This window comes from Paenibacillus nuruki (assembly GCF_963311185.1).
Lineage (GTDB): Bacteria > Bacillota > Bacilli > Paenibacillales > Paenibacillaceae > Saccharibacillus > Saccharibacillus nuruki.
The window spans coordinates 2,159,920-2,182,221 of sequence record NZ_OY725677.1; the positions used below are offsets into that span (position 1 = coordinate 2,159,920).

20 protein-coding genes are annotated in these 22,302 nt (G+C 38.9%); 4 read left to right on the forward strand and 16 right to left on the reverse strand.

Annotated features, from left to right (window positions below):
- Positions 1-25: 25 nt before the first annotated feature.
- The 10 genes from RCP16_RS09330 to RCP16_RS09375 form a co-directional block, all read right to left on the reverse strand.
- The gene (locus tag RCP16_RS09330) at positions 26-388 is read right to left on the reverse strand and encodes a replication termination protein (protein WP_069325894.1); all 363 of its coding nucleotides are present in this window, start codon (positions 386-388) and stop codon (positions 26-28) included.
- Between the two features lie 480 nt (positions 389-868).
- Positions 869-4,045 carry a bifunctional cytochrome P450/NADPH--P450 reductase gene (locus RCP16_RS09335; RefSeq protein ID WP_308642276.1) on the reverse strand — a complete coding sequence of 1,059 codons (3,177 nt, stop codon included), beginning with the start codon at positions 4,043-4,045 and terminating at the stop codon, positions 869-871.
- A gap of 12 nt (positions 4,046-4,057) precedes the next feature.
- Positions 4,058-4,636, reverse strand: a complete 579-nt coding sequence (locus RCP16_RS09340; protein WP_308642277.1) for a TetR/AcrR family transcriptional regulator — start codon at positions 4,634-4,636, stop codon at positions 4,058-4,060.
- A 242-nt stretch (positions 4,637-4,878) separates the two neighbouring features.
- On the reverse strand, positions 4,879-6,039 hold the full coding sequence (locus RCP16_RS09345) for an acyltransferase (protein ID WP_308642278.1): 1,161 nt from the start codon (positions 6,037-6,039) through the stop codon (positions 4,879-4,881).
- Positions 6,040-6,085: 46 nt separating this feature from the next.
- On the reverse strand, positions 6,086-6,295 hold the full coding sequence (locus tag RCP16_RS09350) for a hypothetical protein (protein WP_069325890.1): 210 nt from the start codon (positions 6,293-6,295) through the stop codon (positions 6,086-6,088).
- Between the two features lie 230 nt (positions 6,296-6,525).
- Complete coding sequence (locus tag RCP16_RS09355) at positions 6,526-7,209, reverse strand: general stress protein (protein ID WP_069325889.1); 684 nt, start codon at positions 7,207-7,209, stop codon at positions 6,526-6,528.
- Positions 7,210-7,356: 147 nt separating this feature from the next.
- The gene (hrpB, locus tag RCP16_RS09360) at positions 7,357-9,903 is read right to left on the reverse strand and encodes an ATP-dependent helicase HrpB (protein WP_308642279.1); all 2,547 of its coding nucleotides are present in this window, start codon (positions 9,901-9,903) and stop codon (positions 7,357-7,359) included.
- A 105-nt stretch (positions 9,904-10,008) separates the two neighbouring features.
- Complete coding sequence (locus tag RCP16_RS09365; protein ID WP_308642280.1) at positions 10,009-10,374, reverse strand: DnaJ family domain-containing protein; 366 nt, start codon at positions 10,372-10,374, stop codon at positions 10,009-10,011.
- A gap of 156 nt (positions 10,375-10,530) precedes the next feature.
- The gene (locus tag RCP16_RS09370) at positions 10,531-11,337 is read right to left on the reverse strand and encodes an SDR family oxidoreductase (protein WP_137222932.1); all 807 of its coding nucleotides are present in this window, start codon (positions 11,335-11,337) and stop codon (positions 10,531-10,533) included.
- 177 nt (positions 11,338-11,514) lie between these two features.
- A complete protein-coding gene (locus RCP16_RS09375; RefSeq protein ID WP_308642281.1) occupies positions 11,515-12,348 on the reverse strand; it encodes a hypothetical protein in 834 nt (277 codons plus the stop codon).
- 378 nt (positions 12,349-12,726) lie between these two features.
- Here RCP16_RS09375 and RCP16_RS09380 point away from each other — a divergent pair, with 378 nt between their 5' ends.
- Together RCP16_RS09380 and RCP16_RS09385 are read left to right on the forward strand one after the other, a co-directional pair.
- Positions 12,727-12,966: a hypothetical protein gene (locus RCP16_RS09380; protein WP_069325886.1), complete on the forward strand. Its 240-nt coding sequence runs from the start codon at positions 12,727-12,729 to the stop codon at positions 12,964-12,966.
- A gap of 356 nt (positions 12,967-13,322) precedes the next feature.
- A complete protein-coding gene (locus RCP16_RS09385; RefSeq protein ID WP_069325885.1) occupies positions 13,323-13,676 on the forward strand; it encodes a winged helix-turn-helix transcriptional regulator in 354 nt (117 codons plus the stop codon).
- A gap of 171 nt (positions 13,677-13,847) precedes the next feature.
- Here RCP16_RS09385 and RCP16_RS09390 read toward each other — a convergent pair whose 3' ends face one another.
- From RCP16_RS09390 to RCP16_RS09400, 3 genes are all read right to left on the reverse strand, one after another.
- Positions 13,848-13,991 carry a hypothetical protein gene (locus tag RCP16_RS09390; protein WP_175425102.1) on the reverse strand — a complete coding sequence of 48 codons (144 nt, stop codon included), beginning with the start codon at positions 13,989-13,991 and terminating at the stop codon, positions 13,848-13,850.
- Between the two features lie 269 nt (positions 13,992-14,260).
- Positions 14,261-15,733 carry an aldehyde dehydrogenase family protein gene (locus RCP16_RS09395; protein WP_308642282.1) on the reverse strand — a complete coding sequence of 491 codons (1,473 nt, stop codon included), beginning with the start codon at positions 15,731-15,733 and terminating at the stop codon, positions 14,261-14,263.
- A 395-nt stretch (positions 15,734-16,128) separates the two neighbouring features.
- Entirely contained in the window at positions 16,129-16,500 is a 372-nt protein-coding gene (locus RCP16_RS09400) for a class I SAM-dependent methyltransferase (RefSeq protein ID WP_308642283.1), read from the reverse strand.
- A gap of 148 nt (positions 16,501-16,648) precedes the next feature.
- Between RCP16_RS09400 and RCP16_RS09405 the strand changes: the two genes are divergently transcribed.
- Positions 16,649-17,872, forward strand: coding sequence for an MDR family MFS transporter (locus tag RCP16_RS09405; RefSeq protein WP_308642284.1), 1,224 nt, complete (start codon positions 16,649-16,651; stop codon positions 17,870-17,872).
- Positions 17,873-17,875: 3 nt separating this feature from the next.
- Here RCP16_RS09405 and RCP16_RS09410 read toward each other — a convergent pair whose 3' ends face one another.
- From RCP16_RS09410 to RCP16_RS09420, 3 genes are read right to left on the reverse strand one after another with little or no spacing between them, the layout of a single operon-like run.
- The gene (locus RCP16_RS09410; protein WP_308642285.1) at positions 17,876-18,241 is read right to left on the reverse strand and encodes a hypothetical protein; all 366 of its coding nucleotides are present in this window, start codon (positions 18,239-18,241) and stop codon (positions 17,876-17,878) included.
- A 25-nt stretch (positions 18,242-18,266) separates the two neighbouring features.
- Positions 18,267-19,154, reverse strand: coding sequence for an NAD-dependent epimerase/dehydratase family protein (locus tag RCP16_RS09415; protein ID WP_308642286.1), 888 nt, complete (start codon positions 19,152-19,154; stop codon positions 18,267-18,269).
- Between the two features lie 12 nt (positions 19,155-19,166).
- Positions 19,167-19,763, reverse strand: a complete 597-nt coding sequence (locus RCP16_RS09420) for a hypothetical protein (protein ID WP_137222812.1) — start codon at positions 19,761-19,763, stop codon at positions 19,167-19,169.
- 204 nt (positions 19,764-19,967) lie between these two features.
- Between RCP16_RS09420 and metE the strand changes: the two genes are divergently transcribed.
- Complete coding sequence (gene metE, locus RCP16_RS09425; RefSeq protein WP_308642287.1) at positions 19,968-22,268, forward strand: 5-methyltetrahydropteroyltriglutamate--homocysteine S-methyltransferase; 2,301 nt, start codon at positions 19,968-19,970, stop codon at positions 22,266-22,268.
- Positions 22,269-22,302: the final 34 nt, after the last annotated feature.

Genomic DNA, 22,302 nt, shown 5'->3' on the forward strand with positions numbered 1-22,302 from the left:
TTCTACACTATATACCCATTTGTAGTTATTTGTAATTGTCTGTGGCGGCTTTGGTGAGCATTCCGATACATCGGTCCAGATCGACCTTCACTTGTTTCTTATACAGATTCGCTTTCTCATGCCCATCATCTGTAAAATGATAAATAACAATCTCCTGAAAATCGACTTTGGGATCATTACCTTTTAATTGCTTCGTCCGGTAAAGTACACCATCATGCACCAATTCGTGCAAAGCTCGATAAATTTCGCTCTGTGGAGGAGAATAACCAAACGACTCAAATCGTGCTTTCATCTCTTCAAGCATCTCATATCCATATCCGTGATGTTCTTCAACCATAGAAATTAGATACAATTTGATAAAGGCTCGTTGTGCAATCATAAACGCCATTTTCTCGTCCCCCTTCTGCATACTGGTGTGTGACCCGTTATCCAAAGGGTTATCCCATCAGAACATCTGTCCATGTTCTATTATATGAAATTTTCACTGGTTTGAAAAGTTAAGCAGTCTTTAATGACATAAGTAGAGATCATATTTTTGGAATATAGTCATTGATACGTGATTTTCGGTTTTCTATTTTGAATTTTTCATATGTTGAAATAATTATTATATATTTCTGTACTCATATACGTTCTGTTTAAATGAGTTGCTCATTTCCGGCTATCCCTCGTCGGTTCTAGCCATTTTGTGATGGTTATATCCTTCTATTCACTGTTTCGAATTTTTCATGTCATTAAATTTAATAATGAATAAAGAAAAACACCTTCAAATATTTAATCCAGCTCAATTATAAAAGAACTGAATAAAATCTTGAAGGTGTTCTGTTTGAAGGTAGTTTAACGATTATTTTGAGATTCTTGGTTCTACTTTTTAGATCCCTGTCCATACATCTTTAGCATATTGACCTTTACTGAGTAGGTCGTCTAGCCATTGTACGGATTGTTCTTCACTTGCTCCATGCACTTCTTGATACGCTTCTCGCAAAGTTTGCTCTACATCTGGAGCCATCTTCGTTCCATCTCCACAGATATAGAAATGAGCACCTTGATCTATCAGTTCGATTAGCATAGGAGTATCTTTCTTCATTTGATGTTGAACATATACTTTGACTTCTTCTTTTTCACGAGAAAAAGCAGTATGCAATGTCACAATTCCTTTATGTGCATATTGTTCTAATTCTTCACGATACAAAAAGTCGTGTTCTGGATGACGGCAACCAAAGTATAGATGAGCTTGTCCCAGTGCTTTGCCTTCTTGTTGTAATACTTCTCTGGCTTGTAAAAAACCGCGGAAAGGAGCTACACCTGTACCCGGTCCTACCATAATCATTGGTGTTGCTGGATCGTCAGGTAATTGGAAGCCTGATTGCGGTCTACGAATAAACATAACGATAGATGAACCGATGGCTTGTTCCGCAAGATAATTAGAAGCAATACCACGATATTCTCCTTTGCCACTGCGCGCAGCTCCACGTACAACACTTACCGTAATACTGATTCGATCGGAATGAACTTTAGGCGAACTTGAGATTGAATAGTAACGCGGTTTGAGTGGTGGTAATAATTCCAAGAAACGATCAAATGGAATTTCGCAAGCTTCATATTGTTCGATTAGATCCAGCATGGTGATTCGTTTAGCGAGTACTTCTGTTTTGTATTTTTCTTCATCTAATAATGCTTCTAGTTCTTTACGATGTGGTGGACATACAGTATATGCAGCCACTTCTCGAATCTGTGCACGTGTAGCAGCATCTTGTAATTCGACGCTGTGTCCTAATAAGTCAGGCAAGCTTACTGGACGTTCTAATGGTAAATGAGCCGCACTACGTCCACTACCTTTAAGCAATAGATGATCTGATAATTTCAAATGAAAACGATCGGTCACTCGCTTAATCAGACTGGCTGGATTCTGTGGCAATATGCCTAAATGATCACCTTCACGATAGGATGCTTCGGCAGGCAAAGACACTTCAATATGTCGTGTGCTACGACCGCTATCATGATGTTGCAATTCACGATTGTCTAGAATCTCAGAATGGAACGCATCATAGGTCTCAGCGAGTGGTGTACCTACCATCCCACTAACAAAACTAACCGATAGATTGCTGTGTTCTTTCTTGTCACCACCCGCATAATTAAGATCGAATGCCCCCATCAATTGCGGCCATAATTGCTCTTTCCAATCATCTAATTGCTTTTCAAAATCATCACTTGCATCGCCTTCACCTTGCTCATAAAGACGCTGTGCTCCCAGTTCAGTCAATCGTTGATCTACCCAATGAGGTATTTTCTGATAGGTGCTTGCCCAGTTATGATCTCCGCAACCGAATACAGCATATTTCACACCTTGTAATGCGCTTGCTTCAGCTCCTTGCAACCAGTCCACAAAGTACTTCGCATTATCTGGCGGATTGCCATTATAAGAAGCCGTAACGATTAGTACAGCGCCTTCGGTTGGTAGTTTGGCTGCATATTGATCCAGTGTTCCGACTTCACTATGGAAACCAAGATAATGACCGGTTTCTGCTAGTTCACGTGCAATACCTTCAGCTGTGCCTAGATTAGAACCGTACAATACCAATAATGGGGTATTATGACCCGCTAATTTGGGATCAGCTTCGATTTTTTGTGCTTTTTCTTGCTCTTGCTGACTTTCTTCCATAACAGCGACAGCTGTTGGATTTTTACGTACTTTCACTTTCATTGTAAAATTGTCCGGTTTGAGGGTTAGCGTTTCTTTGATTTTGAGCTGATAATCGGTATGATCAATAATCTCAAAATGTTTTAACACCATTCCTAATACTAATGTCGCTTCATGCAAAGCAAACTGTTGACCGATACAGGCACGTTGCCCATTACCAAACGGTTTGTACGCATGATGAGGAACTTTACTGTCATCTTCAAATCGTTCAGGACGGAATTCTTCTACATCTTCACCCCATGCTTCAGTATCCCGATGCAACTTGGGAATCAATACACTGACCGCATCACCTTTATTTAAATGATATTGACCATCCAAAACCGTATCTTCTTTGGCATATAGTGAAAAGGCAGGCGCTGTTGGCCACAGACGCAATGCTTCATTTAAGATCATTCGTATATAATCTAACTGTCTGACTTGCTTATACGATGGCAATGGATCCACTAATACACGATCTACTTCTTCATATGCTTTTTGCAGTTTATCTTTATTTTTGAGCAAATAATATATCGCAAATGATAGCAATCCACTGGTTGTCTCATGTCCAGCAATAAGGAAGGTAATCATCTGATAGCGAATATTTTCATCATCTAATGTCTCGCCCGTCTCAGGGTCTTTGCCGTTAAGCATATGAGATAACAGATCGTCCTTGCCTTCGGTCAATCCCTCGCGGCGTTCAGCAATAATTTTATCAACAGTAGAGAACATATGCTCAATATCATGCTTGTACTGCCGTTTTTTCGTAATCATTAATTTATCTTGAATACCTAGTCGTTGCAATTGACTCATCGCTTCATCTAATGCACGAGTCATGCTTACGATAAATGGATGAGGTTGATCACGGTAGAAGCTATTAAAGCGATAATTAAAACCACATAATCCAATCGTATCCAATGTCAGGCGGGTCATATCTTCAGGCACATTGACACTTTCGTCTGGATTCAATCGTGCCCATTTCTGAACTAATTGAGTAGCAATATCGACCATCATATTCTGATACCCTTGCATCGCTCGCTGGCTAAAGCTTGGCAACAAAATATGGTGCGCTTTTTTCCAATTGGGTTCATGCGTCCAACTTGTAAATAATCCATCGCCTGTAAATGGACGGACATTTTGCAGAGGTGCCCATACATTTTTATCAAATCGAGATTCGTCACATGCTTCCTGTACTAATTTGTGTCCGGAAAGGTAAACTTGCTCTCTTCCGGGCAACTCCATTCGAAAAATCGGTCCATATTGATAAGATAACTTTACAATCGATTGCAACGGAGCTTCAGCATCGATCAAGGGTAAATTACCGAGTAAGCCTACTTTTTTCGGTTGTGGAATATCTGTATAGGTGGTCATTATGATTCCTCCTTATTTCTTCTGCTCTATCGCGTTCCAGCAACATTCCTCCACTTGCTCTATCAATTCTGCGGACAGTATTACACCGCCCAGACGTACTGCATTATACAATTCTTTGAAAGCACCAAATACGATCGCTATTAATACAGGTGATGGCAATGGACGAATCATCTGTTGCTCAATGCCATAATCACAAAAGGCATAAAGTCCATGTTGTAACTGTTCAAATAATTGTTTATTCGCAGCTGTCAAATACCATCCTTGTGCATGTGTGACAATAAAGTGCAGATGATTGATATCTTGTTTGGCGAAGTGTACCATGCCATAAAATAAACGCCTGAACTGTGTGCGTACATCTTCACCATTTTGATATAATTGGCCTACTGTCGCTTCTGTGAGTGATAACGTCCCTTGCTCAAATAATACATTCACCAGCGCTTCTTTATTTTCAAAATAACGATAAATCGTGCCTGCTCCTACTTTGGCGGCTTCGGCAATAACCGGTACTGTCGTACCATCGAATCCACGATCAGCAAATAATTGAAGTGCAGCCGATAAGATTAAATCTTGCTTGTGAAGTGTTGCTTCCATCGTATTCACTCCTTTCTATCCTGTGTGGTCTAGCTCTATTTTGCTCTACATTCATCAGCTAATCTTTGAGTGATATCAGCGGAATGAATATTCATTCCGTAAATACACTATAAACTTCTTAACCATTTGATTTCAACTTTGACACTCTTTAGCCTTATACATTCTATTCTTTTAAGGATAACAAATAAGAACTTAAAAAAGCAGACACCTTTTATAAACGGATGTCTGCTTCTTTGGATACACTATAGTTTAACTGGATTCTTTTTACGTAATGACATGCCTGTTAGCCAGTGTCCGTAAGGAATATGTGAGATCACATAAGTAACGAATACCGATAATACGAGCGTAATTATCCATACGATGATCATTCTTACTGTAATATTCATTCCTGCTAATAATGACTCTTCTATGATATAACTTATTCTTAACATCAAAGCATGTGCCAAATAACCACCATATGAATATCGACTTAGTGTAATCCATAATTGTCGATGATACGTACCACCACTAGATAGGATACTCAAAGCTATAATATAGATCAGCAATAAAAATGAAATCAGGAACAGTCCCATGGCAGGTTGTAATAAAGTTAATGCGATAAACCGTCTACCAAATGGAGCTTCTGGAGGAAAATGCCCTAAGACCAGCCCTGTATAATACACCGCAAACAACCCGCATATCACTATCACAGGAAATTTCACCCGTTTTAGGATATCCAGGAACACATTGATATGTAGTCCAGCTAAAGCACCTAATAGAAAATAAAACAAATAATAGATCACATTACGATCAGCATAGGTTGTAAAATATGCACTAAGAATCGGAATATTTAACATGGTGGCTGTATCGGTAATATAAGGTCTTGCAAATAAAATAAGTTCATATCCTACAACTAACCCGATCATCAATATCCATGCACGATAACGTTGTCCATTAATCCATGCTATCGTTTTTCTTACACCTATACGTAGCGGCGGAAACAACAGATACATTGGAATAATCATCACAATATACCATAAGTGATAACTGGATTTACCTGTGAGCCAGAAGCGAATCATGGTCGTGATCCATTCCCACGGTGGATTATTGTAAATACCTAACATAAACGAATAAATAACTGACCATAACAGATAAGGCACAATAATGTCTTTAAATCGTTTGCGAACAAACGATACATAATTGATTTTGCCTTCATAGTTATAAAAAAGCACCAGCCCTGTGATGAAAATAAAGGCCGGTACTGCAAATTTGGCCGCTAATAGCAATAAAGTAAGCCGAGCCCCATCCTCCATTTTCAATTCTGGGACTACAGAAAAATGAGCAATCGAATGCTGAAGCACGACAGCGGCAAAAGCCATACCACGCAAAATCTCGATTTCTCTTAATCTAGGTTTTTTTGTCATAATGTTACTCCTGAGGGAATATTCAATAGTTCTTCATAAGTCAGTCTTATGAAGTCAAACGTGATCCACAACCCCAGCTTGCAGTGTTAGACATTGTTGGTGTTGGCATGCGTTGTGATTCATTTCTAGGCGATGGTGATGGTGCACCTGGAAGACGAAGTTCGTTACGTAACTTGTTGATCCATTTACGACGATTTCTTTTTTTGTCCTTTGCAGAACCAGATGTGGGCTGAGTCAGTTTATCCTGTACGTCCATGATTATAACCTCCTCATTGATAAAGTAAAGGGAACATAATACATACCCTTTCACTGTCAGTATACCTCTTCTAGCGATAATCTAACAGGGCATTTATAACCTAATGCACGTTTTTTTGGCAATTACTGTAGCGAATCTAGTAGAATAATGACGAAAAGCCTATCTCTGGCAGAAAATCTGACCAAAGATAAGCTTTTGAATGTTTCTTTATATAATTTAGGAAAAATCAATTATACGCCGTAACCGCCATTAGAATATGAAGTCAATTTGTTGTCTGATCCTTGACTATCATCGTTAAGACTGTCTTTATCTATTTCTTTGTGAACTTTAGACGCATTCGGGTCTTCTTCTGTACGTCCTACCGGTTGATCTTGCTTTGTTGTAGACTGGTCTAGCGTACCTTGACGGTCTGCTTGTGTACGGTAACGAGTCTCATTCAATGTACGGTTATTACGGAATACGCCGTATACATTGTCATAACGGTCATCATCTTCTACAAGTACAAGAATTTTACCATTATTCACATAACCTTCGTATTCAGTAGCTTCCTCTTCCGGTATACCCATACCGATCAGTCCGCCCAACAATCCACCTGCTCCAGCACCTACAGCTGCACCAGTAATCGTCGCTGCAATCGGTCCTGCTGCTAGAATTGGGCCAATACCCGGTATAGCTAGCGCACCAAGACCTGCTAATAAGCCTGCTGTTCCGCCAAGTACTCCGCCTGTAGTCGCTCCTGTTGCTACACCTTCTGGTGCTTTGGTATCTGTTTCTTCTGTAATATTACGTAATTCTTCACGGTCTTTGGTAATTACAGAAATTTCATCTGTAGAAAATCCTTGACCTTTTAATTGTTCAATTGCATTAGAAGCTTCTTGTTCTGTATTAAATACACCTACGATTTTCTTATCCATTGTTGTTACCTCCCGAGTATTAACCTTTTATCACCTAATTTGGTATCAGGTTGCATGTGAAGTTATTACCCTTGAAGGCATATTTTCAATCGGAATCACAAAAAAAGTGTTGACAAAATCATATTTCTGTAGTTAGACACTTAGCATTTAAGATTGACGTGGTTTAACACGATGTGTAGGTTCAGCTGTTAGCGGATTTTCAGGCCAATAATGCTTGGGATATCTGCCTTTCAAATCTTTTTTGATTTCAAAATAGGCTTCTTGCCAAAAGCTATTCAAATCGTTCGTGACCTGCACCGGTCGCCCTGCTGGAGATAATAAATGGATCGTGAGCGGAGTATTGTAACCTATAGTCGGTGTAGTGAGACAACCAAATAACTCTTGTAATCGTACAGCGATAAATGGACGCAATGGATCATGATAGTTAACCGGAATTCGTGATCCGCTAGGAACGTCAATATGTGTAGGTGCCAATCGCTCTATCGCTTGACGTTGTTCCCATGATAACTGCTGAGTTAGCAACTCTGTGATATTTATCTTACGCAATTCACTAAATCGACGGATTCCTTCTATATAAGGGAGTAACCATTGATCCATGTCTGCTAATAATGTCTGATCATCCATAGCAGGATAATCGGCTTGAAGATGATGCATAAAAGATATTCGCTCTCTCCACTGCACAGCTGTTTTGGTCCAGTTCAAGCTATCCAATCCTTTGCGCCGAATAGCTTCTATCATTGCCTGCTGAATCTTTTCTGCTGAAGGCTTAGGATCAGGCACCGATTGCAAAGTAATAGATCCCAGACAAGTATCCATGCGTGCAGATATCCTTTCGCTCTCTTCATCGTAGTGAACTTGAGAGACCAATTGAATATGAACTTGATGGACTTCCCGAATGTGTGCTTCACTTATGACTGCGGCTAATCTAATCATACTGTCTGTGCCTGTACCATCTAATTCGGCGGCGACAAGATACGAAGCAGTTGCTAAATATTCAGAATGAGCCAGCTTCTTATTCCATACAGCTCCTCTCCCCATACGTAATAGAAAGGTACCATTCCCACGATTTTTGGCTATTCGGTCAGGATAAGCAAGTGATAATAACAGCCCTGTATGGAATTTAGAAGAAAGATGTTCTAATGGAGCATCCTTAATATCCACTTTAACTAAACGTGCTTGCTTCTCAAATCGTTGACTCCATTCACGAATACGTTTGATTGCCGCCTGATCTACTGTATACGATGTATTGCCATGAAGAGCTTGTACACGATGTTCTATATCTGCACCTGCTTCATGAAATGACAATATATCGCGTTCTTGTAACAAAGCGGCTAGATCACACGCTTGTTGAACCAGACCTAAAGGAATAGCTTTTACAATCATATGAGCAAGACGAGGATGAACCCGAAGCTTAGCTAATTCACGTCCATGCGCTGTTATACATTTCTGATCGTCCAGAGCTTCCAGATGGATCAATAATTGACAAGCTTGCTCATAAGCGGCTTTGGGTGGCTGATCCAACCAGTTCAATTCATTCACATCTGTTCCCCAGAGCGCAATTTGTAACGCCGTCGAAGCCAGATCACTTTGCATGATTTCCGGTAAACGGGTAGTTAATAAATACAATTGTTCTTCTTCACTCCACATACGATAACATATGCCAGCATTTTGTCGCCCTGCTCGGCCTCGGCGTTGATCTGCACTATCTTGAGATACACGTTCTGTTGCCAAATGTTGCATCCCTGTCCGAGCGGAAAAGACAGGCGTACGCATCAGACCACTATCAATAACAATATGGATTCCATTTATTGTAATACTGGATTCTGCTAACGATGTGGATAATACGACTTTACGTGTATGTCCTATAGAAGGAGCAAGCACTTGATCCTGTTCTGATGCGCTCATACCACCATGTAAAATGACTATTTCTGCCTTACTACCCATCAGATGAATCCAAGATGCACATTCTCGATATACCGATCGAATCTCACGTATACCTGGCAAAAAGACCAGTACATTTCCTTCATGTTGCTGTAATGCTTCTTGGATAGTCGAAGATACTTTTTTGGCCCAATCAGAATATGGACGTTGATACATATTAAAAATCGACTCGCCTGCCACATAATAAGTTTCTACAGGATATGTTCGTCCTGCACTCGAAAGTATAGGAGCATTCCCTAATAAAGCTGCAACAGGATGTGGATTCATCGTAGCAGACATAACGACTATCCTTAGATCTTCACGCAAAATAGACCTGCTCTCTATCACCAGAGCAAGCCCCAGATCAGCATGCAGATTCCGTTCATGAAATTCATCAAAAATAATCAAACCTACTTGTTCTAATGAAGGATCATGCTGGATCATTGCTGTCAAAATACCTTCAGTCACCACTTCGATCACTGTATGCTTACTTACTTTGCTATCCAAAGCTACTCGATAACCAACCGTTTGGCCGACTTGCTCTCCTAAGGAAGCCGCCATAAAGCGTGCCGCAGCAATCGCAGCTACACGGCGAGGTTCTAGCATAATAATGCGCTTATGTTCTAGCCATTTTTCATGACGTAAAGCAAGTGGAATACGCGTTGTTTTGCCCGCTCCTGGTTCCGCTGTTAATACGGCTATTCCTTGTTGCTCTAAATATAATTTTAAGTCCGGAATCAACGCATCTACTGGTAAATTCAATAATTCAGTCAAATCATAATTCCTTTCTGTAAACGTCTGATTATCTATATAAACGCTATCTAATAAAATGAGAATTAAATATTCCAAGCGAACTTTTTTCAATCACATATTACTATTCTAAGTGAATTTACGACGAATTTGATGTTCATATCGTTGATAAGAAGCATTATCATACAATCCTCTTTGAGCTGTAATCATCTGTAAACGCAATGTTTTCTCATCTAATTTACGATGTAAAGCTTGTCGTTCACCTGCATGCTGACAAGCTGCGATCAGATCGGTTAAGGTTAACATCTCTTGTCGCAATTGTAACTCTTCTGGAATGACACCTGCATTTTTCATCAATTTATAAGCGGCACGTAATTCTTCAGGCACATGAGATAAATCTTCCAATTCCAGTGGCTTTCCTTTTCCCGGAAGATCATCGAATTCTCCTTGTTGTATCGCTTTATTAATCTTCTGTTCAGCTAACCAAGATAACATATGGTTGTCACCTCTTTGATTATTATCTATATCTATTACAGTAATCATTTCAATAGCCTCATAATATAACAAAAGAAGCTCCTATAACAGAGCTTCTTGGTCATTATTTATGATATACATGATTATTAATTATCTATTTAGGGAGTCAGCGACAGATTAACACAACAACGATTCTGCGCCATCAATCGTAATCTGCGCTCCTGTGATATGAGCCGCTTCTGGAGAAGATAAGAAAGTAACCAGATCTGCTACATTATCCGCTGAACCCGATTGCCCTGCCAAAGGTTGACGACCATTCGGGAATTCGATAGGAATAGCGATATTGCGTACCAGTTCATTCACTTCTGTACTTTGATCAATGTTCGTTGAGATTGCTCCCGGACAGATTACATTGACACGAACTTTGAATTGAGCCAGTTCAAGAGCAGCCATTTTAGCAAAAGCGACTTGACCTGCTTTGGAAGTACTATAAGCTGACATACCAAAGCTTGCAAATGTGGTATTACCATTAATCGAACTGGTAATCACAATACTTCCGCCTCCATGCTCTTTTAAGAAAGGAAGCGCATACTTGATCGTCAGAAAAGTACCTCCTAGATTGGTATTGATCGTACGTTGCCAATCTTCGAATCCGATCTCATCAATAGGAGCAAGTACTCCGTTAATCCCTGCATTAGCAAAAACAATATCCAGACCACTAAAATGTTCTGCTCCTGCCTGAATTGCATGTTTCACTTGTTCTTCATTTGCAATATCCATCTCAAAAGCCAATGCTGCATCAGGACGAATCGCATTTGCTTCTGCTTCTGTTTCACGTATACGTTCAAGCGATAGATCACATAAGATCACATTCGCTCCCTCAGCTACGAATTTAAGAGCAGTCGCTTTACCAATGCCAGAACCTGCTCCGGTCACCAACGCTGTTTTACCTGCAAAGCGATGTATATTAATTGTAGATTCCATCATTTACTCCACTCCTTTTAAATAAAATATGTATGCATAAGTATTGCACCCTCGTGCTTCAACAATTTACCCAATATAGGTAGTGATGGAATCACTTTTTCATATTTTTTTAACAATTTTAACAATAAAAAACCGAACAGATATCATCTGTCCGGCTCATAGGATCTACTTCTACAATTATACAGGATCAGGTTGTTGTACCCAATCAAGCAACATACGACGTAATTGCTTTTTATCAACAGGCACAGCGATCACCCAATCTTCATGATCTTGATTGCTCATACGAACAATCCAATTGGTATTCTGATCAGCCAATAACACTGCGCCTTGACGTTGCCAACTATCTTCTTCCCATTGAGAAAATTGAATCTCAGCACGAAGACTATAATTATGCAACACTTTTGCAAAAATACGTGAACCTTCAGAATCTCCGGTCATTTCAGTTAATTCTGAAATCATCTTTTCTAATTGAATAGGTTCACCATCACGAAAATACTGATCAAACCATTGCCGCGAAAATGTTAATGCAGGCATTTCACCTATTTTGTTATTACTTAATTTCATTCGTTTTAACAATAATGTGCATGCTTTATTAAGACTTCCTAATTCAGTTAACGTATAGCTTCCCGGTAAAGTAGGCGTTTGCTTAATATCAACTACCGTTTCATGCGTAAAATAGCTATGCCCTTCACGGACTTTACTATTAGCATCTGTAGCACAAAAGTAACGTATACAGCATCCACGCTTATAGGTGCCGATAAACTTTCCTTGTAAATATGCATCTGGTGGAAGTGACGCTAATTCATTATTATCTTCTATAATCAAGCATCCTTTTTGTAATAAAGATGTACTTGCTTGCTTCCATATATCAGCCAGTTCTTCAGCAGTACTATGGTGTAATGGATTGTCTATACCCATGATCTGATCGAATCCAAGTATGCCGCCTAAAAAGAACAATTCTTTGTCTGTCAACGTCATCATTAGTTCTTTGGAAGAATTTAAAGTTAACATGTGGACTATCTTCTCCCTTCCATACCGGCATGTGAGCTTTTATAACTATATAAAGGGCGACTATTTACGGAAATAATAGAATACAGGTTCTTAGTACCTATTCAAATGTAGCACTATAGGCTTAATTTTGTCAATTATTTCCCGAAATATATTCCATTTTTAACCATAAATGATTATTATAAGTAATAAGTAATGTAGGTTTATTGAACATTATGTGTCTTGCTTTAAAATTCATACTAATGTTTTAGGTGAAAATCATGTAATTTTAAGTTTTCTTTAAGGAAAGGTGATTACAATAAAGTCAAGTTAGTCGAGAGGCTAAACCTACACAATCTTTTGAATTCAAATTACTTATAAAAATAAACGAGGTGATTAATAGTGAAAACGACAATTCTTTTAGAGAACAAGATGGTTCCGGTTTACTTTAACGCCGAGAATACACAACCAATGTCCAAGCTGTTAAGACTATTACGCAGAACGATTGAACACAAAGTTGTAAATGGTAAAAAAATGATTAAAACATGTCTAGATACAGTGATCAGTATCGAAGTTGTGGGTTCTGAAGCGATTTTGCACACTTATCGTGAAAGCGATACTTTAGCTTTATCTCTATACTAAACAAAATGAATCTCCATGCACTTCTATAGACATTACGCTGGGCCTGAAAACGGAACATTTCCGTTTGGCCCTTTCTGTCTGAGCTTTCTTAGTCATTACATAAAATAGTGTATTCTTGTCATTTAGCCGGTGTTACATACTGATCTTTACGGATCTATATGTAATACCGGCTTTTTGTGAGCAATTCGATCATTTTAAATAAAAATGCAGGTAAATCAATTGCACACCAATTAACTTTAAGTAATCTAGTGTACTTTTAAAAGAAATATCTTAAAAGTTATTAAATTACTGAAGTGATAGTCTGTATCAAATGTATATTATGTGATATAATAGGTTTATTAAAAGAGGTGATATAGATGGATACATCAATGCTTTGTCCTCGATTCGAAAAGGGGATGCAGATTTTAAGTAAACGTTGGAATGGCTTAATTATTTATCAACTGATGGGTGGTCCTCAACGCTTTTGCTCTATTCAATCATCACTCCCGGTAAGCGGTCGTCTTTTGTCCGAACGCCTGAAGGATCTAGAGCATGAAGGAATGGTTGTCCGCCATGTATACCCTGAGACTCCGGTACGGATTGAATATGAATTAACTCAAAAAGGATTAGCATTAGAATCTGTTATACGCGGTATTCAGGACTGGTCTCAATCATGGGTAGAGCCAGAAGCAATGGTTTTAGAAGCCGAGTATTCTCAAACAGCTAAATAACACAACCATTATAACTATAAAAAAACATCCGGCTCCTTTAAGGAGAACGGATGTTTTTTTGTGAGCTTTAAGCATCTACTATATACATCATTAACTCTCATGATTATCTAGACAATCAAAAGAATAATGATGAGAATGTCTCATTAAAGTGATCGATAATCTAAAATCATTTTAGCTAATATATTGATGTTTTCTAACAGCTTCTTGCTTTTCTGCACTCCGGATACGGATAACAAATAAGCGCAATAAATTGGTACGAGTATGCTCATTGGCTTCACGGCTTAATTTATGGAGTATAAAACGATCTATTGACATACCTGCTCAACTCCTTCTCGATTCACCAGAAGCTTCGTTACCAATATACAGTCCATAATAAGATTATGGTAAATCTTCCGGTAAGAATTAATAACCGCATTTCAGATCTTTCAAACTCCTTTTTGATCTTTTTGCTAGGAAATATAGCTATGATTTAACATATACGATCATGCAAAAACGACCTTATCATCCATACGCAGGAATGATAAAGCCGTTTAAGTTGAACAGATCTATGATTGCATTATAGAATACTTGTTGAGTCGATTGATTTAAATATTAGGAAATTCACGGTATTCATGTTGAATACTAATCCAACGTGTACGTGTAAATTTCTCAATCGCCCAATCGCCGCCGAAACGTCCCAAACCAGATGATTTTTCGCCACCAAACATCACATGTGCTTCATCATTTACAGATTGATCATTCACATGCACCATGCCACTTTCTACTTCTTGAGCGACACGATAACCACGTTCGATATTCGATGTAAATACAGATCCACTCAGACCATATTCACTACGATTAACGATTTCAATCGCATCTGCTTCATTTTGGGCACGAATCAATAAAGCAACAGGTCCGAACAATTCATGTTGTGCTGCTGAATTGTCAGGAGACACTTCACTTAATACAGTTGGCTCAAGCACGCTGCCTTTGCTTTTACCACCATACAGTAATTTAGCGCCTTCTTTTTGCGCTTGTTCGATAACTTCTAATAGACGATCTACTTCTTTTTCATGAATCAAAGGCCCAACTAACGTTTTCTCATCAGCAGGGTCACCGAATTTGAGACCTTTGACTGTATTCGTAAATTTCTCTACAAAAGTATTATAGATTGAATCATCAATCACAATACGATTAAGTGCCATACAGATCTGTCCTTGATGGAAAAACTTACCGTATACAGCGGCTTCGACAGCTTTATCAATATCCGCATCATCCAATACGATCATTGCATTGTCGCCGCCTAACTCTAGCGCTACATCTTTCAAATGTTCGCCTGCTAATTTACCGATTCCACGTCCTACTTCTGTTGAACCTGTAAATGAAATCAATTTAGGAATCGGGTGTTTGACAAAAGCATCGCCTATTTCGCTACCGCTACCACTGACAACACTAAGGACTCCTTTAGGTAATCCTGCTTTTTCAAAAATATCAGCGATCAATAATCCTGCTGTGATTGGTGTATCTGAAGCAGGCTTGATCACTACACCATTACCTACAGCAAGTGCTGGAGCGACAGAACGCATACATAGATGTAGAGGGAAATTCCACGGTCCAATTACACCGATTACACCTTTAGCTTCACGAACAACACGGTTTTCTTTGCCCGGGATATCTGAACCGATCAATTCCCCTTTCATTCGATAAGGGAACGAAGACGATTCTTCCAAAATACGTACTGTTGTCATCCATTCACGTTCTGCTTTGAGACGGGTACTACCTGATTCAGCAATCAACAGATCTACGATTTCTTCTTTACGTTCATTCATTTGCATCATCGCTTCACGCATGACTTTAGCACGTACAGCAAGAGGCGTTTTAGACCATTTCTTGCCTTCTGTTTGCGCTGTTTTGTACGCTTTATCTAGATCATTCTCATCCGAAGAACGCCATTCTACTAATGTTTCACCTGTATAAGGATTTTTATTTTGCATCATTTTGTCAGAAGAACCTTCTACCCATTCTCCAGCTATAAATTGCTTGTTCCAATGTGTATATTTTGATTGTACTAATGTCATAATAATATCCTCCTTAGGATAGCCTTAATAATGAATAGGCATATATAAATATCGAATAATAACAATTAGTTAGTATATTACTATTATTTCAATTGCTTCTCGTATACTTTACCCTTGTCTTTAGTAAAACAAACATTCAGAACAAATTTATATATCATTATTGGTATATAAAAAAGCCAGAACCTTTAAGGCCACTAGCTTTTGACATGTATTTATTTATAATATCTATTTTACAATTTTAAGATATATATACTTTTAACTTTTACGTCCTACAATCAATCCATGCGTACTTAATCCTAAAATACTACGCTCCCGGCATGTCTGAAAATGATAGTTGATCCATGTGTTATATGTATCTTTATCCATCACATCTATCGAACCATCTATAGTATGCGTTATTCCATCTGCTCCTGCATGATCGACAATCTCAGCCTGAGCAGACAGCAAATATTAGATAAATGAATAGCATTACCGATTTCTGCTTGTACAGATAATACTTGCTTAGATTGCACGATTTTGGCTTGAATTTGCTCAATATGTTTAGGTGTAATATCGATAGCTGTTACAGAGTGCCCTTGATCTGCATAATGAAGGGCATATACACCACTTCCTGCTCCGCTGTCTAAGATCGCAGATGCTGGAGGTAACTGAGATAACCATGTATCTATCATATGTAGAGTCGTTAGATATTCAACTGCTCGAGATGGACGTTCGAATCTTGAATCTTCATTATAAGATTGATAAAACTGAGACACTGCATCGGCCATGTCTATTCCTCCTTTGTCGATTTCATACCATTATATGACAATTCGTTTCTAAAGATAAGTATAGAATAGTAAGTGATCTTGACAGCCTTTTATAAGGGTGAGAAAATAATTTTTTGTATCATCTATAAGAAAGGAGTACCTCTATTCTATGAAAAACTCTTTATTATCGTTACGTCATATTCACCCTTTAGCATGGACAATCATTATAGGAACGTTATTTGGAAGAATGGCGACTTCGATGAGTATTCCTTTTTTATCGATTTATCTTACCCAGTCTTTGGGAGCGACACCTACACAAACAGGGATTACAGTAGCTGTCAGTTCATTAGTAGGGGTATTTGCTAGCTTTTATGGAGGTTATATCTCAGATCGGATCGGACGTAAAAAAGTAATGATTTTATCAATTACAGGGTGGAGTATTGTGTTTTTTGCTTTTGCTGCTTCCAATCAAATCTGGATGTTTTTTATAGTAAATACGCTAAATGGGCTTTGTCGCTCTTTATTCGAGCCTACTTCTAGAGCACTGTTATCAGAAGTGACTCCACAAGAGCAAAAATTGCTAGTATTTAATATGCGCTATACAGCGGTTAATGTAGGCGTTGTTTTCGGCCCATTGCTAGGATTATGGTTAAGTCGTGATGGATCAAGCAGTGCTTTTGTAATGGCAGGGTGTATCTATGTACTTTATACGATTATTCTTAGTTTTCAATTTGGTAAACATCCTGTGCATAGCAACTCTTCCGTAACGAATGAACAACGGATTACGTTAAAAGAAGCATTACGCATTATTTCTCAAGATCGAGTCTTTTTATACATATTGATCGGCACCACATTCTGTGTACTGGGTTATGGACATCTTAATTCAACTTTACCGCAATATTTAGCATTGGTTCCTCATTTACAAAATGGTACAACATGGTTTGCTTATATGTTAACACTCAATGCTATTACTGTACTGGTTGTACAATATCCATTAGTAAAATGGGCTTCACGCTTTGCGCCTGTTGTTTCTTTAATTGTGGGCAATGTGTTTGTAGCGACAAGCTTACTTCTATATGGATTAGCAAGTACTGGTGTAGCCTTTATGTTAATTACCGTTATTTTCACAATCGGTGAAGTATTGTTATTTACGATGATGGATATGTTAATAGATCGTATTGCCAAGCCAGAATGGAAAGGAACGTATTTTGGAACGATTGGATTTAATAATCTGGGTAGTGTCTGCGCCCCTATACTCGGAGGTTTTTTACTTGATGCTAGAGGCGCAGCACACAGTGTCCAGATATTTGTACCGTTAGCATTGACTTGTGCGCTTGGTCTACCATTTCTGATTGCAGCTTATCGTCGTATGAATAAATCTAGTCATATTTGACGATTAACGCTGAGTCCGTATTTCACTAGCTGCTATATCCAAAATAGAATGTTCACCCCAGCTACTAATAAAAGAATAGATTGAAAGACTACTTAATAACTCTTCGCTCAATTCTCCTTGTTCTACTTGCGCCATCAAAACATCACGTATCTGTGCATCGGTACGTGACCAGGGAACCGTCCGCATACCGCCTATTTCTTGTCCGGCGGAGCGGCGATCCCATACTCCTGCTACTTGCTCTAAAGAAAATACAGTAGATATCCCTTGATCGGTTCGGAAGTATACTTTCACTTGATCGGGTAAAAGAATGACTTGTTCAATCACTCCATCTACTAAAGGAATATCACCTATAAAAATATCATTGACCATCGTCAAGCTCCATTCTGTGATCACTTTATCTATTTGTTTGTGTAGCCATTTGCTTTATCAATGCAGGCATCCAGTCCGATAATACATAGAATTGAAATCCATCTTGTTTCGCTTTGGACGTATCCATAATCCATGAATCAGGCACACCAAAAGGAGACTGTGCTTCATCATCTGTTTCGCTTTGAATAATCGCTTGTTGTTCGGTACCCTGCTCTATCCACTGTACCAATTCACGTAGACTGACTTCTCCGTCAGAACGGGCATTAACAGGTCCTATCAATTCGGAAGAAATGCCTAACCAGAATAAAAATTCAGCGGCTTCTTGTTCATGAATAAAGTTCATCTGTGCTTCAAGATTCGAAATGCCAATCACTTTACCACTTAATACACGTTCGACATGAAAATGTAACCGCTTGGTATAATCATTAGGCCCTAACACAATTGGAAATCGTACAGCTGCTACTGGAAAATCAGCTTGTTGGAAAAAAACAGCTTCTGCTTGACGCTTGCCTTCTCCATAGCTAAGCTCTGCTTCTGGATCTGCATCAATTGTATAATGATGTGTATCTACATCTGATTCGTGGCATATACCTGTGCCGAAATCATAGACGGATAAGCTAGAAGTCAAAATATAACGTTTGGTTTTGTTTTGGAAAATAGATACTGCTTCACGTGCTTGCTGTGGTGTAAAGCAAATATTATCGTAGACAACATCATATTGCTGATCACCGATCGCTTTTTCCAAAGCTACTGCATCTTCACGATCTACCACTAAGCGTTGCACTTGATCTCCAAATTCATCTTCCGTTTTGCCACGAGTCAGTAGTGTTACTTTGATCTGTTCTTTCAATAGCAATTCCACTAGATTTTTGCCGAAAAAGCGTGTGCCACCTAATACCAATACGTTAGTCATTAAGAATTCCTCCTATTTGATATCTAATAGTTTATGAGCTTTCCAGATGAATGTAGCCATTAAGATATACACAAGTAGACCAAAAATAACGTATATAACTCCTAGTAATCCTGCTAGTATAACCAAATTGCCTTCACTTGTAGAAGATACAAAAGCGCTGATCGCTAATACAGCCAACGCTACAATCTGATTACATACATAAATGATCCAGCGCTGATAAGATACTTTTTTGAAATCTGGTAAGTTCTGTGCTTCTGCCAGTTCACCGATACCTTTACATACGGTATAAATAATAAATAAATCTGCAATAATAACGAGTAAGGATACGATAGCCAGCCACCACGGTAAAGGTAATACATTGGCTTGACCGGGTAAAAAGATCTGAATAATCGCAAGTACAGCCGCACTGATAGCAGCTATTTTACCTTTGGCGAATTGTGGATTTACTTTTTCTAATTTCATAAATCCAATAAAATACAAAACGCTTACAATAACAGTAGGTACATAATCTAACCAGATTGCTGCTAATCCGAATCGGTTCAATCCTGTAATCAATATCCCTAGTATAGCTTGACCTAAAAACGCCCAAAATAAATACAAAATACTCATGATGATCTCCTTTCATCTTCCCTGCTTCAATTATGTATAGATATGTCTTCTCTTTTATCTTACCATCAAATGACTTTTTGACCAAAAAGGCTATCTAGCTATAGCGTGTGATCATGATAGGATATAGGCAAAACGTATAACCATATCCTACCAGAATGCGCTATGATGATTGTAACAAACAATCCACTTTCAGGGGGAATAATAATGCCAAAAGTACTGAGTAGCAATATCGGTTATCCACGTCTAGGGGAACAACGGGAATGGAAAAAAGCACTTGAAGCGTTCTGGAGTAACAAAAGTTCTGAAACTGACTTTTTACAAACGATGAAAGATTTGCGTCTCGCTCATCTGAGTAAACAAAGCAAAGCAGGTATAGATCTGATTCCTGTAGGCGACTTTTCCTATTATGATCAGGTTCTAGATACTGCGGTCACTTTCGGATTAGTTCCAGAGCGATTTGGCTATACAGGTGGTGAAGTATCACTACAACAATACTTTGATATTGCTCGTGGGACAGACAATGCTACAGCAGGTGAAATGACCAAATGGTTCAATACTAATTACCATTATATTGTCCCAGAACTGGGTGGAATCACACCACAATTAACAGAAAACCGTCCACTGCGACTATACTTAGAAGCCAAAACAGAACTAGGCATTGAGACCAAACCTGTAGTGATTGGCCCGTATACCTTCCTCAAACTGTCTAAAGGATATGAAGCTTCTGAATTCAAGCATTGGCTGGATCAGTTAGCTCCACTTTATATTGAAATATTGCAAGGATTGAATAAAGCAGGTGTACGCTGGGTTCAGATGGATGAGCCATCCCTTGCGCTAGAAGTATCTACAGAAGAATGGCAATGGGTGCAAGACATTTATGCTCAGTTCAATCAAGCGACTCCTGATGTGAACTTGCTAGTACAGACTTATTTTGAAGGTGTCGATGATTTTGGTAAATTGATCGATCTACCTGTACAAGGAATTGGCTTGGACTTTGTACATGGATTAGAGCAAAATCTGAACAACCTTGATGATTGGGGATTCCCTGAAGACAAAATTCTAGGCGTAGGTCTAGTCGATGGTCGCAATATCTGGCGTTCCAAATTAGAAGATAAAATTGAATTGATTCAAACTATTTCTCAAACTGTACCTGCCGATCGTTTACTGATTCAGCCGTCTTGCAGTCTACAACATGTACCGGTAACCACCAACAGCGAAACGTCTCTTGATCCAATTATCAAAGACGCTCTTGCTTTTGCAGATCAGAAATTAGAAGAATTGGCTTTGCTAACGAAAGCTGCTAATATCGGTGCAAGCGCGGTACAAGAAGCATTGGATCGCAGTCGTGAAGCCGTAGAACGTATTGCTCATTCGTCATGGCGTGCTCCACAAGAACAACATCTACAACAAGATGAAGGTTCGGCTACACGCAATGTTCCTTTTGCACAGCGTCAAGTGATTCATGCAGAAAAATGGAAATTACCATTATTGCCTACAACGACGATCGGTAGCTTCCCACAAACGGTCGAAGTACGCCGTGCTCGTCAATTATGGCGTAAAGGAGAATTGTCGCCAGCAGACTATAATCGTTTTATTGAAGAACAGATTCAAGATTGGATTTCGATTCAAGAAGAGTTGAAATTAGATGTATTGGTACATGGTGAATTTGAACGTACTGATATGGTTGAATTTTTCGGAGAACAATTAGATGGATTTACATTTACACGCTTTGGTTGGGTTCAATCGTATGGTTCACGTTGCGTGAAGCCACCAGTGATCTATGGTAATGTCCATTTTGTAAAACCAATGACCGTAACGGAAACAAAATATGCTCAATCATTAACCACTAAGCCTGTTAAAGGGATGTTAACAGGTCCAGTAACGATTCTAAACTGGTCATTTGTACGTGACGATATTCCTCGTAGTAAAGTGTCTTACCAGATCGCACGCGCTATTTCAGATGAGATTCTAGCACTTGAAGCGGCGGGTATTGAAATGATTCAGGTAGATGAGCCTGCTCTACGTGAAGGATTGCCTCTAAAACGTAGCAAATGGCAAGAATATCTGGATTGGGCAGTAGGTTCGTTCCGTCTATCTACAGCCGCTGTACAAGAAACAACACAAATTCATACTCACATGTGTTATTCCGAATTCCATGATATTATTGATGCGATCAAAGATATGGATGCCGATGTTATCTCTATTGAGACATCTCGTAGCCATGGTGAATTGATTTCTTCTTTTGAAGTTCATGGGTACGATAAAGGCATTGGTCTAGGTGTCTATGATATTCATAGTCCTCGTGTACCTGCCAAAGAAGAAATGGTACAGTTGATCGAACGCGCTCTACGTGTACTTGATCCGAAATTGTTCTGGATTAACCCGGACTGCGGATTAAAAACTCGTGCACATCCTGAGACTGTGGCTGCTTTGAAATTAATGGTTGAAGCCGCAGACGATATTCGTCAAAAGCTAGGTCAAGAAGTAAGCGCAGGTAAGCTTTAATTGCCAAAAGGATGCTAATTTTCAATACAATGTC

What these genes read in the sequence shown, in the direction of transcription:
- RCP16_RS09345 (WP_308642278.1), bottom strand. Translation starts at nt 6,039, where the DNA reads ATGACAAAAAAACCTAGATTAAGAGAAATCGAGATTTTGCGTGGTATG.
- metE (WP_308642287.1), top strand. Translation starts at nt 19,968, where the DNA reads ATGCCAAAAGTACTGAGTAGCAATATCGGTTATCCACGTCTAGGGGAA.
- RCP16_RS09375 (WP_308642281.1), bottom strand. Translation starts at nt 12,348, where the DNA reads ATGTTAACTTTAAATTCTTCCAAAGAACTAATGATGACGTTGACAGAC.
- RCP16_RS09415 (WP_308642286.1), bottom strand. Translation starts at nt 19,154, where the DNA reads ATGACTAACGTATTGGTATTAGGTGGCACACGCTTTTTCGGCAAAAAT.
- RCP16_RS09330 (WP_069325894.1), bottom strand. Translation starts at nt 388, where the DNA reads ATGGCGTTTATGATTGCACAACGAGCCTTTATCAAATTGTATCTAATT.
- RCP16_RS09340 (WP_308642277.1), bottom strand. Translation starts at nt 4,636, where the DNA reads ATGGAAGCAACACTTCACAAGCAAGATTTAATCTTATCGGCTGCACTT.
- RCP16_RS09400 (WP_308642283.1), bottom strand. Translation starts at nt 16,500, where the DNA reads ATGGCCGATGCAGTGTCTCAGTTTTATCAATCTTATAATGAAGATTCA.
- RCP16_RS09410 (WP_308642285.1), bottom strand. Translation starts at nt 18,241, where the DNA reads ATGGTCAATGATATTTTTATAGGTGATATTCCTTTAGTAGATGGAGTG.
- RCP16_RS09370 (WP_137222932.1), bottom strand. Translation starts at nt 11,337, where the DNA reads ATGGAATCTACAATTAATATACATCGCTTTGCAGGTAAAACAGCGTTG.
- RCP16_RS09365 (WP_308642280.1), bottom strand. Translation starts at nt 10,374, where the DNA reads ATGTTATCTTGGTTAGCTGAACAGAAGATTAATAAAGCGATACAACAA.
- RCP16_RS09395 (WP_308642282.1), bottom strand. Translation starts at nt 15,733, where the DNA reads ATGACATTAGTACAATCAAAATATACACATTGGAACAAGCAATTTATA.
- RCP16_RS09420 (WP_137222812.1), bottom strand. Translation starts at nt 19,763, where the DNA reads ATGAGTATTTTGTATTTATTTTGGGCGTTTTTAGGTCAAGCTATACTA.
- RCP16_RS09385 (WP_069325885.1), top strand. Translation starts at nt 13,323, where the DNA reads ATGGATACATCAATGCTTTGTCCTCGATTCGAAAAGGGGATGCAGATT.
- RCP16_RS09350 (WP_069325890.1), bottom strand. Translation starts at nt 6,295, where the DNA reads ATGGACGTACAGGATAAACTGACTCAGCCCACATCTGGTTCTGCAAAG.
- RCP16_RS09405 (WP_308642284.1), top strand. Translation starts at nt 16,649, where the DNA reads ATGAAAAACTCTTTATTATCGTTACGTCATATTCACCCTTTAGCATGG.
- RCP16_RS09390 (WP_175425102.1), bottom strand. Translation starts at nt 13,991, where the DNA reads ATGTCAATAGATCGTTTTATACTCCATAAATTAAGCCGTGAAGCCAAT.
- RCP16_RS09335 (WP_308642276.1), bottom strand. Translation starts at nt 4,045, where the DNA reads ATGACCACCTATACAGATATTCCACAACCGAAAAAAGTAGGCTTACTC.
- RCP16_RS09355 (WP_069325889.1), bottom strand. Translation starts at nt 7,209, where the DNA reads ATGGATAAGAAAATCGTAGGTGTATTTAATACAGAACAAGAAGCTTCT.